This window comes from Zestomonas ipomoeae, from assembly GCF_057128665.1.
The window spans coordinates 84486-98244 of the sequence record NZ_JBSKHQ010000014.1 but is presented as its reverse complement, the minus strand read 5'-3'; the positions used below and the strand labels follow the sequence as shown (position 1 = coordinate 98244).

At 62.0% G+C, this 13759-nt stretch carries 11 protein-coding genes and 1 tRNA gene; 5 read left to right on the top strand and 7 right to left on the bottom strand.

Features of this window, described 5'->3' with window-relative positions:
* The first annotated feature begins 12 nt into the window (after positions 1-12).
* A tRNA-Ile gene (locus tag ACWKV7_RS15850) sits at positions 13-89 on the top strand.
* A gap of 138 nt (positions 90-227) precedes the next feature.
* Here the strand turns inward: ACWKV7_RS15850 and ACWKV7_RS15845 are convergent.
* The 5 genes from ACWKV7_RS15845 to ACWKV7_RS15825 form a co-directional block, all read right to left on the bottom strand.
* Complete coding sequence (locus ACWKV7_RS15845; RefSeq protein ID WP_483858650.1) at positions 228-1424, bottom strand: type II toxin-antitoxin system HipA family toxin; 1197 nt, start codon at positions 1422-1424, stop codon at positions 228-230.
* Positions 1424-1675, bottom strand: a complete 252-nt coding sequence (locus ACWKV7_RS15840) for a helix-turn-helix transcriptional regulator (RefSeq protein ID WP_483858649.1) — start codon at positions 1673-1675, stop codon at positions 1424-1426. Before ACWKV7_RS15840 ends, ACWKV7_RS15845 begins: the two co-directional genes overlap by 1 nt.
* A 153-nt stretch (positions 1676-1828) precedes the next feature.
* Positions 1829-1987 (bottom strand): YqaE/Pmp3 family membrane protein, encoded by a 159-nt coding sequence (locus tag ACWKV7_RS15835; RefSeq protein WP_003084988.1) that lies wholly within the window; start codon positions 1985-1987, stop codon positions 1829-1831.
* Positions 1988-2044: 57 nt separating this feature from the next.
* A complete protein-coding gene (gene speB / locus ACWKV7_RS15830; protein WP_483858648.1) occupies positions 2045-2998 on the bottom strand; it encodes an agmatinase in 954 nt (317 codons plus the stop codon).
* Positions 2999-3014: 16 nt separating this feature from the next.
* Entirely contained in the window at positions 3015-4091 is a 1077-nt protein-coding gene (locus ACWKV7_RS15825) for an extracellular solute-binding protein (RefSeq protein ID WP_483858647.1), read from the bottom strand.
* Positions 4092-4200: 109 nt separating this feature from the next.
* On the opposite strand from ACWKV7_RS15825, the gene ACWKV7_RS15820 reads away from it, so the two are divergent.
* The 4 genes from ACWKV7_RS15820 (at position 4201) to ACWKV7_RS15805 (ending at position 9912) form a co-directional block, all read left to right on the top strand.
* Positions 4201-5094: a LysR family transcriptional regulator gene (locus ACWKV7_RS15820; RefSeq protein ID WP_483858646.1), complete on the top strand. Its 894-nt coding sequence runs from the start codon at positions 4201-4203 to the stop codon at positions 5092-5094.
* 924 nt (positions 5095-6018) lie between these two features.
* Entirely contained in the window at positions 6019-7065 is a 1047-nt protein-coding gene (locus ACWKV7_RS15815) for a carboxylesterase family protein (RefSeq protein WP_483858645.1), read from the top strand.
* 641 nt (positions 7066-7706) lie between these two features.
* Positions 7707-8765: an alpha/beta hydrolase fold domain-containing protein gene (locus tag ACWKV7_RS15810; protein ID WP_483858644.1), complete on the top strand. Its 1059-nt coding sequence runs from the start codon at positions 7707-7709 to the stop codon at positions 8763-8765.
* Positions 8766-9258: 493 nt separating this feature from the next.
* Positions 9259-9912, top strand: coding sequence for an endonuclease (locus ACWKV7_RS15805; RefSeq protein ID WP_483858643.1), 654 nt, complete (start codon positions 9259-9261; stop codon positions 9910-9912).
* Between the two features lie 55 nt (positions 9913-9967).
* On the opposite strand, the gene ACWKV7_RS15800 is transcribed toward ACWKV7_RS15805, so the two are convergent.
* Together ACWKV7_RS15800 and ACWKV7_RS15795 are read right to left on the bottom strand one after the other, a co-directional pair.
* Positions 9968-11746, bottom strand: a complete 1779-nt coding sequence (locus ACWKV7_RS15800) for an acyl-CoA dehydrogenase C-terminal domain-containing protein (protein WP_483858642.1) — start codon at positions 11744-11746, stop codon at positions 9968-9970.
* A gap of 189 nt (positions 11747-11935) precedes the next feature.
* Positions 11936-13726, bottom strand: coding sequence for an acyl-CoA dehydrogenase C-terminal domain-containing protein (locus ACWKV7_RS15795; RefSeq protein WP_483858641.1), 1791 nt, complete (start codon positions 13724-13726; stop codon positions 11936-11938).
* Positions 13727-13759: the final 33 nt, after the last annotated feature.

Below are 13759 nucleotides of genomic sequence, written 5' to 3'. Positions count from 1 at the left end.
GCCTCCTTCTGAGGGCCTATAGCTCAGTTGGTTAGAGCAGAGGACTCATAATCCTTTGGTCCACGGTTCGAGTCCGTGTGGGCCCACCACCTTCAAAGCCGTGCACTGCGCGTTTTTTTCATGGGCGATGGAAGCCTCAACGCTTGGCAATGATACGGGGAGCAAGGACAGACCACGGTTTCCGTGAGCAACAACGCGCCCCAAACGCCACTTCAAAGGTGCGCTCATTACCCAAAGCTCTGCGCAAATGGCTCAGCACACCGCCTGATCGCAGCAGTCACCTGCGGCGCCTGCTCCGTCAGCTCGGCAAAGCGATTCAGCACCCGCTCCAGTGCTGCCAGCTGCCCGCGAATCACTCCCTCTGGCTGCGCCACGTCACAGATTCGCGCGAAGTCCAGCAGTCCCTGCCGCGACGCAAACAGCGACTTGTTGCCCGCAAGGTCCAGTGCCAATACGTCCTCTGGAATATAGGCCGTGGTGTTGACGATGTCGTAGGCCGGTGCGAGCCGGGCATCTCTTTGGGTGGGGTCGGAATACAGCAAGCCGAAGTTCTTCAGGTGGGCGTCGCCGTTACCGACGATGCAGCTCAGGGTCACCATGGCGAAGAGCTGTGCCAGTGAGCTCTGCACCTGCTCGGGCGGGCAGAACAGGCGAATCGCCTTGGCGATGGCCGAATAGCTCTTGCTGTACTTCTGCTCCGCAGCCAGCCCCATCAGGGCTGCCATGTCCTCGAAGCCAATGGGGTTGAACTCCTCGTCCCGGTCGAAGCGGCGCATGACGAACAGCTTGGCGTTGGCGGACAGGTAGAACTCCGGCACCGCAATCCCCGCTTCCTTGGCCACGGACATGCAGAGGAATTCGTTGATCGCCAGATCCGGAAACTCATCCCGGCCGCTCTTGATGATCAGTTCGGAGGTTTTTGTGGTGAAGCGCTGTGGCGCGAAACCCTGGTGTTCAGGCACCAGTACCTTGGGCTGCACGCCCGAGATTCCGGCGCGCAGGATGTAGCGATCCACCAGGTCGGCAAAGATGTCTTCCGCCCCATCCCAGGCGAGGATTTCTTCCAGCTTTTCTCCGGGGAATTGCTGCCTCCGCAAGAGTGCGTCGACCTCCGGCGAACTGACCGCCACCCGCCCGATAGGTGAGCTACTGCCGGATAGTGCCAACAGCAGCATGGGATCGACGTTTATGACCTTGGCCAGGCGGTTACGCAACTGCTCCAGGACATAACCTTCCGGCAGGTTCATCTGGAAGATCGGGTGCAGCTCCCGATGCCGGTATTCATCCAGGCGCACGGGCATCAGCAAACTGATCGCGGCCTGCGCCTTGGCCTCCTCGTGGTAGCGAAACAGATAATCCCCAGCGCTGGCGAGAATCTTCCCGCTGTCGCCCTCTGGCGTGGAAACCTTCAGCACGGCAGCCATCAGTCGAACACTCCCTGGATCTCATCCAGCGTAGGCATGGCCGCGGGCACCACCGAGAGTTCACAGTCCAAGGCCCCTAGCGCACGCGCATAGGCCGTCATGCCTACCGACAAGTCGCCCTTCTCGATAGCTATGACCTTCTGCCGAGTGATACCTGCCAGCGAGGCGAGCTTGGCCTGGGTCAGGCCAAGGTTCAGGCGTCGCCGACGAATCTGCTGGCCAAGACGCAACGTTATGAGGGAAAAGTCCATGTCTGGTATACGTAACTATTCTAGATATAAGTAACGTATACGCAACCCTTCGAAAAATCAAAGCGGGTCTGGTTTTCTCGGTTCAAGACCGTGTGGACTCTCTTCCAATAGAAAGCCGCGCAATGCGCGGCTTTCTCATAGGCGAGGGAAACCTCAGCGCTTGGCGATGATATACACCGCATGCACGATCCCAGGGATGTAGCCCAACAGGGTGAGCAGGATATTTAGCCAGAAGGCGCCGCCGAAGCCGACTTGGAGGAATACGCCGAGTGGCGGCAGGAGAATGGCGATGAGAATGCGGATCAGGTCCATGGCGGCTCCGGTGTCGATTGGTTACAGCTTTATCGACTCCGGGAGCCGCCCTTGCGTTCAGGCTGTGTGCCGGGCGGCGTAGAGGCAGATCATTTCCATCGCCAGGGTGGCGCCGGCCAGGGCGGTGATTTCGGCGTTGTCGTAGGGCGGCGCCACTTCCACCACGTCCATGCCCACCAGGTTGATGCCGCGCAAGCCGCGGATGATTTCCAGGGCCTGGTGGCTGGAGAGGCCGCCGCAGACCGGGGTGCCGGTGCCGGGGGCGAAGGCCGGGTCAAGGCAGTCGATGTCGAAGGTGAGGTACACCGGATGGTCGCCGACGCGGGTGCGGATCAGTTCGGCGATCTGTTCCGGGCTGCTGCGGTTGACTTGGCGGGCGTCGAGCACCTGGAAGCCCATGACGTCGTCGTTGGTGGTGCGCAGGCCGACCTGCACCGAGCGCGCCGGATCGACCAGGCCCTCGCGGGCGGCGTGGTAGAACATGGTGCCGTGATCGATGCGCTGGCCCTCCTCGTCCGGCCAGGTGTCGCTGTGGGCGTCGAAGTGGATCAGCGACAGCGGGCCGTGCTTCCTGGCGTGGGCCTTGAGCAGCGGGTAGCTGATGAAGTGGTCGCCGCCCAAGGTGAGCAGCGCGCAGCCGGCATCGAGAATGCGCTCGACGTGAGCCTCGATGGCTGCCGGCACGGCTTCCGGCCGGCCGTGGTCGAAATAGCAGTCGCCATAGTCGACGCAGGCCAGGCGCTCGAACGGGTCGAACTCCCAGGGGAATTGCCGGGCCCAGGCCATCTGTACCGAGGCGGCGCGGATCGCCCGCGGGCCGAAGCGGCTGCCGGGGCGGTTGGTGGTGGCGGTGTCGAAGGGCACGCCGCTGATGACCAGGTCCACGCCGCGCAGGTCGCGGCTGTAACGCCGGCGCATGAAGCTGGTGATGCCGGCGTAGGTGGGCTCGGCGGCGGTGCCGTAGAGGCTGTCGCGGGTGATGGCCTGGTCGTTGTCGAAGGCGTGGTCCATGGCGGTTCTCCTTTTATTAGTAGTGGGTGCGGAAGCCGGCCCACAGGCGGGTGCGTTCGCGCTGGACCTTGAGCGGCAGCAGTTGCTCGCTGAACAGCCGGGCACGTATGGCTTCGGGCGGATAGATGTCCGGGTCACTGGCGATCTGCGGGTCGATCAGCTCGGCGGCCGCGCGGTTGGCGTTGGCGAAGAACACGCTGTTGGTCAGCTCGGCGATGGCTTCGGGGCGCAGCATGTGGTCGATGAAGGCATGGGCGGCCTCGGGGTGCGGGGCATCCGCCGGAATGGCCATGGTGTCGAACCACAGCAGGGTGCCTTCGCGGGGGATGCGGTAGAGCACGTCGAACGCCTGCCCCGCCTCGCGGGCCTGTTCGGCGGCGATGGCGGCGTCGCCGTTGTAGGTCAGCGCCAGGCAGATCTCGCCCTTGGCTAGATCGTCGATGTGCCGGCCGCTGCCGACGTAGCGCAGGTTCGGCTGCAGCTCGGCGAGCAGGCGCTGGACCTCGCTCAGCGCTGCGCGGTCATGACCGTAGGGGGCATGGCCGAGGTAATGCAGGGCGATGCTGGTGACCTCCAGCGGTGAATCGATCACGGCGATGCCGCAGTCCTTGAGGCGGCTGGCGTACTGCGGCTTGAATAGCAGGTCCAGACTGTTCAAGGGGGCGTCGGGAATGCGCTGCTCCACCGCCTGGCGGTTGATACCGAGGCCCACGGTGCCCCAGGTGTAGGGCACGCCGTAGCGGTTGCCGGGATCGACCGTCGCCAGCTTGGCCAGGAGCTCGGGGTCCAGGTTGGCGAAGTGGTTCAGCCGCGAGCGCTCGATCGGGCGTACAGCTTCGGCCTTGATGGCGCGTGCCAGGCCGCTGGAAGCGGGAAACACCACGTCGTAGCCGCTGCCGCCGGTGAGCAGCTTGGCGTCCAGGGCTTCGGCGCTGTCGAAGATGTCGTACTTGACGCGAATGCCGGTCTCTTTCTGGAAGCGCTCCAGTGCCTGTTCGGGAATGTAGGCGGACCAGCTATAAAGGTTCAGGGCCTTCTCTTGCGCCACCGCGGGCAGGGCGAGAGCGACGAGGAGACTGAGCAGAAAGCGCATGGCAGGACTCCGGCAGTGGGGGATGCCTGCATCCTGGCGCCCGCCTCGCTTCGAATAAATACGAAGCATGCTACTTTGGCATTCATCTTTATCGATGTTTGAGGCCGATATGCTCAGCCAGGTCCGCGATCTCGATCTGCAACTGCTGCGGTTGTTCGTCTGCGTGGTGGAAAACGGTGGCTTCAGCGCGGCGCAAGGCGAGCTTGGAGTCGGCCAGTCGACCATCAGCACGCAGATGGCCAAGCTGGAGACGCGCCTTGGCTTTCGCCTGTGCGAGCGCGGCAAGGCCGGCTTTCGCCTGACGCCCAAGGGCGAGCAGGTACTGCAGGCGACGCGCCGGCTGTTCGATGCCATCGATACGTTCAAGGACGAGGCCCAGGGCATGGCCGACAAACTGCTCGGCGAGCTGCGCATCGGCTTGTCCGAAGCCCTCGACGCGCAAGTACTGGAGCGAGTGGCGGCGGCCATCGGGCGTTTCCGCCAGCGTAATCAGGCAGTGCAGATCGAGTTGCTCAGTGCCGTACCGGCCGAGCTGGAGCGACTTTTATTGCAGGACCAGTTGCATCTGGCCATCGGCTACTTTTCCGACACTCAGACCGCCCTCGACCGACACCAACTGTTCGACGAGCAGCAAGCGCTCTACTGCGGAGCCGGCCACGCGTTGTTTTCACGGGAGGAAATCGCCGTCGAGGAACTGCAGCAGTACGACGGCGTACATCACCCCTATCGTTTCACGCAGCCCGGCGAACCCTGGCAGGCGGCATTCAGCAGCGCACGCAGCGAACAGGTGGAGGGCACCTTGGCCTTCATTCTCTCCGGCAGCCATATCGGCCCCCTACCCCGACACATCGCCGCGCCCTGGGTCCGGCGCGGCAGGCTGCGCGAACTATTGCCCGACTGCTTTGGCTTCAGCGTGCAGTTCCACCTGTGCAGCCATCGTGGCCGCCGCCCCAGCGAGGCCCAGGCGGCATTCGCCGAGGATCTGCTCGCCAGTTTCGCCTAGCTACCGTTTCGCCTCCGCTTACGCGTCAGACACGCACACCGATGCAGCCACTGCCGCACCTGAGCCGCAGAACGCGCGCCGCGTGGTTTAGCAACGGGCTCGCCGAATTCCTCGGCCTCCAGCTGCAGGCTCGGATCGTAGAGATGGCGCACAGTGAACAAACCCATAACAGTCTCCCTGCCGACATGACGTCGACGTTAATGGAGGCAGTGCAAGGCAAGGGGACCCACCGGCCGGGTTAATTGTCGATTTCCTGCTCAAGAAGCAGACGTCGGCGCCGAGAAAAAGTTGAGCGCTGCCCCTGCCTGAGTCAAAAACACCCACCGGACGGCCTTTGCCGAAGGCGCAGAAGCCGGGGAGCGGGCACCTGACTGACCGGTCGTCCGGCCTGACGATGGCAAAACCTTGGGTTCAGGGGCGCAAGGCCGACAGAAAATAGCGTTCTGCCAGCAGCCACGGGCTTATCGAGCCCATAAAAATCAGCCGATTTTCACTACCGTTCGTCCGGATCGGGGATTTTTCCTGCCTGGTCGAATAAGCCTGTGGCGGATCAATCAACAAAAAAATGACGCCGATTTTAGGGCGTCAATATTTCCAAAGTGGCTAAAAATCGACCTGGCTAATACTGGCAAAGTGCAACTTGGCCTATTAAAAGTGATATCAATTAGCCGCAATATCAATTTATTGACGCCAGAGGGGCGACAAACGGCTCTTATCAAGCGCAAGTTAAATCTATAAAAAGTCGACCCAAGAGGTTCACGACCAACTCACCTCTACAAGGCAACATCAAAAACTCACTCAACCTTAAACCTGAAACCCTTAACTTTTGTTCGTGTGTCACTGGCTGGAATGCCGAGTAAGCAATTACTAACTCGCGGAAGAGATGTGCCCGACTGAAGACGTTCTCATCGGAGATATCAGTCCATGACCATTTTTGCCAATAGCAACATCCCCTCCGCTTCTGGTTGGAAAAAAGTTTTCACTGGTAAAGTTCAACGTCCCCTGCTGGCAGCGCTCTTTGCAATCAGCACCAGTCCGTTCGCCTCGGCACTGACGCTGAAACAAAGCACCCCGCCCTTCGATCTGGGCTCCACTTCCGCCTACTTCGTGAAAGATGTCGCTTATGGCGATCATGAGCGTAATAAGCTGGATATGTTCGTTCCGAAGTCCGCTTATTCGAGCAAAACCAAGACCCCGTTGGTTATCTTCATCCACGGTGGCGGTTTCACTTCCGGTAGCAAAGAGAAGGCCTACGACTCCGGCAACCGCAAGAACATTACCGCACTGTTGGATAAAGGCGTCGCCTATGCGTCGATCAACTACCCGCTGCTCGACAAGAGGGATCAGGATCAGGAAGGCCTGATCAAGTCGCTGAATGGCTCCAAGCGTGCGCTGCAGTTCATTCGCCAGTATCAGAACAACTTCAACATCGACCCTGACAAGATCATTCTGGCCGGCAGCTCGGCGGGTGCCAGTACGTCGCTCTGGCTGGCCTTCCATGACGACATGGCCAACCTGAACAGCAGCGATCCGGTAGAACGTCAGTCGACTCGCGTACTGGGCGCCGTGGCGACCGAGACACAATCGAGCCTGGACATGGTGCGTTGGGAAGAAGTGTTCAAGCAGTACAACTTCTCGGTAAACAGCATGGAATCCTCGGCCAAGATGTTCTACGGCATCGACAGCATCCAGCAACTCTACAGCCCGGCGACCACCGCCTATCGCCAGAACATCGATGCACTGAGCCTGATGGACAGCTCCGACCCGGAAGTATGGGTAGCCAACCAGGGTGTACCGGTCACCGCGCCGAGCAACGTGAGCATCCTGTACCACCACCCCTACCATGCCAAAGCGCTGCGTGATCAGGCTGCCAACGTGGGTCTGAAAGGTACCTTCTACATTCCGAAGATGAACATCGTACCGGCCAACATGGAATCCATGACTGACTTCATCCTGCGTAAAGTCAAATAAGGGAAGCTCCCGCCCTGGCAAATCAGGGGCAGGACCCGCTCTCTGCGGGCGGGTCCGAGAAGGAGCAAACCAGGGGCCGCAGAGCTCTCTCGCCTGGGACTTCGAACCGGCGTTCATCCCATGCGAAACCCACCACTTGAAACCGCGCCCTGCGCGGTTTTTTGTTTATGGCATACCTCGCGACAGCGCGGCCGACACATGGCGCCGCACCCACGATTCGCGATGCTCGGATTCGCCTTTTTCGCAAGGCGATCGCATGACCGCTCATCGGAAACCGCTGAATTCCGGCCATTGGCCATGCAGCTATTCGAGCGGGACGGCGTCAAACCCCGTGACGATTCCTCATAAGGAGGATTTGGCAAAATGTCCCGAGCTGGCCACCCGGCAGAATGGAACTTTGACCAATCCGGTTACTAGTAACTTGCATTGTCACTCATAACGATGCTCGACCGCGGTGTAGTTGTTATTCGCCGCCCTCTTGTAAGCCTGCCGCGATATTTACCTTTCCGTCATAACCACTAATGCAGCTCGGCTGCCTGACGTTTAGTTCGTGTGCCACCGGCAGGAGCGCCGAGTAAGCGATTACTGACTCGTGGAAGAGAAGTGCCTCGACTGACGTATCCCTTCGCTGGAGATCAGTCATGATTCACGCCGCCCCCCCAAAAAACACTATCCGCCCCCATCAACGTCGCGCCCTTTATATAAAGAGCGAACAGCCGTTTCAGAAATGGCTGCTGTTATTCATCGCCCTGTTCGCCAGTTCACTATCGTCCTTGGCATCGGCACTGGAGCTCCGACCAAGCAAGCCTCCGTTCGATCTGGGTTCTACCCGTGCGAACTTCATCAAAGACGTTGAATACGGCACCGATGCACACAGCCGGCTGGATATCTTCTTGCCGGAAGTTTCGCGCTCGCGCCCCGACAGTACGCCGCTGGTCATATTCATTCACGGCGGCGGATTCACATCGGGTAGCAAGGAAGACGCCTATCGCTCTCGCAATCGGGACGACATCATTACCCTCCTGCGCGGTGGCGTGGCTTACGCGTCCATCGACTATCCGCTTCTGAACCGTGGCGACAACCAGGGCCTGGTCAAATCGCTGAACGGCTCGAAGCGGGCATTGCAGTTCCTGCGGCTCAACCGGAGCGCATTCAATATCGACCCGAGCAAGGTGGTGGTGATCGGCAGTTCCGCCGGCGCCAGCACGTCGCTCTGGCTGGCGTTCCACGACGACATGGCGAACCTCAACAGTCGCGACCCGGTGGAGCGGCAGTCCACCCGTGTGACGGCTGCCGCCGCCATCGAAACGCAATCGACGATGGATATCGTGCGCTGGGAGGAGGTGTTCAAGCAGTACCATTTCTCGGTGGACAACATCGAGAATGCCGCCAAGCAGTTCTACGGCATCGATGGCATGCGCGATCTGTATAGCCCGCGCATCACCGGCTATCGCCAGGACATCGACATGCTTAACCTGATGGACCGCAACGATCCGGAAGTATGGGTCGCCAATGAAAACGTGCCCGTGACCTCCCCGGACAGCCTGGGCATCCTCTACCACCACCCTTATCACGCCAAGGCGCTGCGCGACCGGGCCGCCCAGGTCGGGCTGCGGGGTGCGTTCTATATTCCGCGCATGAACTTGATGCCCAGTCAGCAGGAGAGCATGACCGACTTCATTCTGCGCAAGGTGAGGTAGCGCGCTGGCCGCGGCAGTATGCCGAGAAAGCACAAGGCATTCTCCGTGGCGGGAATGCCTTGCGGCAGGCGCATGGAGGCCGCAATCGTTCTGCCGGAAAAAAGAAAACCCCGCCGAAGCGGGGCTTTGCAGACGTATCCTGACATCCTTGGTCGACTCGCCGTCCTGGCGAATGGTCCTATGTATCCCTGTTTTGCGGTGCGCTTCCTGCGCGACATCCATGTGCGCAAGATTAGGTAGAAGTTCCCGAGACGGCCAGAAGCGAAAGCCAGTACATGCTGTAAGCCTTTGCCTACAGGGCGTCGAAGCGAGCGCCGGGCAAGGTTCGCATGGCTGAGGCAGCCAACCCTGCCCCTGCTCAACATCTGTGGCCTGCCCCGTCGGCGACGTCTCGCACAGTCCCTAGGTTGGGTTAAGGTGTGACGCAGGTCCTGTTAGACTCGTTTTGTCCTACAAAAACAGCCGTTCGGACACAGCAGTCCCAGGATTACCCATGCGCGCCGTTGCGATTGCACTCTCCTGTCTGGCGACCTGCGCCAGCCATTCCGCCCTCGCCGGCGGGCAAGACCGACTCACCGAAGAAACCGCCCTGCCAGCCTTCTGGGGCCAACTCTATGCCCGCGGCGGCCGGACCCTTTATTGCGACCGGCCTTTCGACAGCGAAGGCAGCCAGCTCAGCGCCAGCCCGGTGTACAGCCTCAAGCAGATCAAGCGCTCGCTACGCTGCATCACCGACAATCAGTGCTCGGTCATCAACCCGCAGTACCGCTACATGCAGGCCGACCTGCACAACCTCTACCCGGCCCTGACCCGCGTCGAGCTGACCCGGCGCAACGCCCAGTTCGGCGAAGTGGACGCCAGTGTGCCGAGCAAGTTCGCCGATATCGGTTGCCCGTTGCGCGCCACCTTCCAGACGGTGGAGCCGCGCGACGAAGCCAAGGGCAACATCGCGCGGGCGATTTTCTACATGCATAGCGAATATCACCTGCCCATCGTCGGACCGGTGGAGATGTACAAGCGCTGGCATCGGCTGGACCCCGCGGACGCCGAAGAGAAAGCCCGCAACGCCAGGATCGAGCAGTTGCAGGGCAATCGCAACCGCTTCATCGCCGATCCGGAACTGGTCGACCGACTGATCGCCGACTGACGCCACCATGAAAAAGCCCCGCGCGAGGCGGGGCTTGAGGGTCCGGCGACCGCGCTTAGAACTGCGCGGCGTCGAGCAGGAACAGCGGCTCGCTGCCCGCCTTGACCGAGGCGGTCAAGGAGTGGATGCGCGGCAACAGGCGGGCGAAGTAGAAGCGCGCGGTGCCCAGCTTGCTGGCGTAGAAGTCATCCTCACCCTGCTTGGCCAGCGCGGCGCGGGCCATCAATGCCCACATGTAGGCATAGGCGGTGTAGCCGAACACGTGCAGATACTCGACCGACGCGGCGCCGATCTCGTTGGGATTGCTCTTGGCCCGGTCGAGCAGCCAGGCAGTCAGCTCTTCCAGGTTCTGCACGGCGGCTTTCAACGGTTCGATGAATTCGGCCATCTCGCCATCGGTGGAGTCGGTGAAGGCCTTGATCTCTTCGGCGAAGTGCTTGTAGAACGCACCGCCGCTGCCGATCACCTTGCGGCCGACCAGGTCGAGCGCCTGGATGCCGTTGGTGCCTTCGTAGATCTGGGTGATACGGCAGTCGCGCACCAGTTGCTCCTGGCCCCACTCGCGGATGAAGCCGTGGCCGCCGAAGATCTGCTGGCCGTGGATGGTGGTTTCCAGGCCCATGTCGGTCAGGAAGGCCTTGGCCACCGGGGTCAACAGAGCGACCAACTCCTCCGCGCGCTTGCGCGTGGCGGCATCTTCGCTGAACTTGGCGGTATCCAGTTGCATGGCGACGTAGCTGGAGAAGGCTCGGCCGCCTTCGTTCAGCGCCTTCATGGTCAGCAGCATGCGCCGTACGTCGGGGTGCACGATGATCGGATCGGCCTGCTTGTCCTGCGCCACCGGGCCGGTGGGGGCACGGCTCTGGATGCGCTCGCGGGCGTACTCGACCGCGCTCTGGTAGGAGCGCTCGCCGGAGGCCAGGCCCTGGATGCCGACGCCGAGGCGCTCGTAGTTCATCATGGTGAACATGGCGGCCAGGCCGCGGTTCGGCGCATCGATGATGTAACCGGTGGCGCCGTCGAAGTTCATCACGCAGGTGGCTGAGGCCTTGATGCCCATCTTGTGCTCGATGGAGCCGCAGGACAGGCTGTTGCGCTCGCCCAGGCTGCCGTCGTCGTTGACCAGGAACTTCGGCACCAAAAACAGGGAAATGCCCTTCGGCCCGGCCGGGGCGTCCGGCAGCTTGGCCAGCACCAGGTGGATGATGTTCTCGGTGAGGTCGTGCTCGCCGCCGGTGATGAAGATCTTGGTGCCGCTGACCTTGTAGCTGCCATCGGCCTGGGGCTCGGCCCTGGTGCGGATGATGCCGAGGTCGGTGCCGGCGTGCGGCTCGGTCAGGCACATGGAGCCCGCCCAGGTGCCGGCGTACATGTTCGGCAGGTACTTTTCCTTCAGCTCTTCGCTGGCGTGGGCGCTGAGGGACAGACAGGCGCCGGCAGTCAGCATCGGGTACAGGCCGAAGGACAGGTTGGCCGAGTTGATCATCTCCTCGACCTGGGCACCGATGACCTTGGGCATGCCCATGCCGCCGAACGCCGGATCGCCACCGACGCCGACCCAGCCGCCTTCGGCGTAGGTTTTGTAGGCTTGCGGGAAGCCGGCCGGGGTAGTCACGACGCCGTCCTGCCACTGGCAGCCTTCCTCGTCGCCGCTGCGGTTCAGCGGGGCGATGGTGCCGCCAGCGACCTTGCCGGCCTCTTCGAGAATGGCGGCGGCGGTGTCCACATCGACCACTTCGGCGAGCGCAGGCAGTTCGGCCCAGAGCTTGGCAACCTCGAACACTTCATTGAGGACGAAGCGCATATCGCGCAGGGGGGCTTTGTAGTCAGCCATGGCAAACCTCGCAGGGACTCAACAGATGGCCGGTCAGGCCGGATGACAATTAGAAAGGAGATTCTAGCCGAACAACGTCTGCGACACATAGGGTCACTGAGTGACCATATGTAAACAGAAAGTCACAAAGACTCGGGAGAACCAGGCCCGTCCTTCGCGGCGGGCCTTGCCTGCTCTAGGGTGGACAGATCAGAGGGCGAAGGATTCCGCCGGCAGTTCCATCAGGCAGTCGCTGCCGGCTTCCACCGCCGCCAGATGAGCGGCAGTGCGCGGCAGCAGGCGCTTGAAGTAGAAGGCGCAGGTGGCCAGCTTGGCCTGGTAGTAGGCGGCGTCGCCCGTTTCCTGTTGCAGCTTGTCCTGGGCGACCACCGCCATGCGCAGCCAGAAGTAGCCGAGGGTGATGTAGCCGGCATACATCAGGTAGTCCAGCGCCGCCGCACCGACCTCGTCGGGATTCTGCATCGCCGCCATGCCGAGCTTCTGGGTCAGCTCGCCCCATTGCCGATTGAGCCGCGCCAGTTCGCCGACAGCGCCGGCCAGTTGCGGATGCGCACCGTGGGCTTCGCAGAACAGATGGATCTGCTTGGTGAACACGCGCAGCAATTTGCCCTGACTGCCCAGCACCTTGCGCCCCAGCAGGTCGAGCGCCTGGATGCCGTTGGTGCCCTCGTAGATCGGCGCGATGCGACAGTCGCGCACCAGCTGCTCCATGCCCCACTCGCGGATGAAGCCGTGGCCGCCGAATACCTGCATGCCGAGGTTGGTGACCTCCAGGCCGGTCTCGGTGATGAATGCCTTGCAGATCGGTGTCAGCAACGCCAGCAGGCTCTCCGCCTCCTCGCGCTGCGCAGCATCGGCGCCATGGGCGCTATCGAGCAGTTGCGCGGTGAAGTAGGCCAGGGCGCGGTTGCCTTCGTTGAAGGCCTTCATGGTCAACAGCATGCGCCGTACGTCGGGGTGCACGATGATCGGATCGGCGGGCTTCCCGGGCGCCTTCGGCCCGGTCAGGGCACGCATTTGCAGGCGATCGTTGGCGTACTTGACGGCACCCTGGTAGCTCGCCTCGCCGAGGCTCAGGCCCTGCATGCCGGTGCCCAGTCGGGCATGGTTCATCATGGTGAACATGCAGTTCAGGCCTTTGTTCGGCTCACCAATCAGGAAACCGGTGGCCGCGTCGAAGTTCATCACGCACGTCGCCGAGGCCTTGATGCCCATCTTGTGTTCGATGGAGCCGCAGGACACGGCATTGCGCTCGCCCGCCTCGCCTGCGCCGTTGGGCAGGAACTTCGGCACGATGAACAGCGAGATGCCCTTGGTGCCGGCCGGCGCATCCGGCAGCTTGGCGAGCACCAGATGCACGATGTTCTCGCTCATATCGTGCTCGCCGGCGGAGATGAAGATCTTGGTGCCGGTCACCGCGTAGCTACCGTCGGCCTGGGGCACGGCGCGGGTCTTGATGATGCCCAGGTCGGTACCGCAGTGCGGCTCGGTCAGGCACATGGTGCCGGTCCAGCGGCCCTCGATCATGCGTGTCAGGTAGGTCTGTTTCTGCTCCTCGCTGCCATGGGCGTGGATCGCCGCCATGGCGCCATGGGTCAGCCCCGGATACATGGCCCAGGACTGGTTGGCCGAGGCGATCATCTCGGCGACGATCAGGCCGAGGGACTGCGGCAGCCCCTGGCCCCCATACGCCGGATCGGCGGCCAGGCCATTCCAGCCGCCCTCGGCATACTGGGCGAAGGCTTCCTTGAAGCCCTTCGGCGTGGTCACCGTGCCATTGTCGAAGCGGCACTCTTCCTCGTCACCGGAGCGGTTCAGCGGCGCCAGCACCTGCTCGCAGAACTTGGCCCCTTCCTCGAGGATGGCCGCCACCATGTCAGGCGTGGCCTCGCTGTTCAGCGCCGCATAGCTGGCAGGAAAATCGAAGACTTCGTCGAGCAGAAAACGCATGTCGCGCAAAGGGGCCTTGTAGTCGGGCATGGCGATTCTCCATTGGGCTGGCGCGCAAGCGGC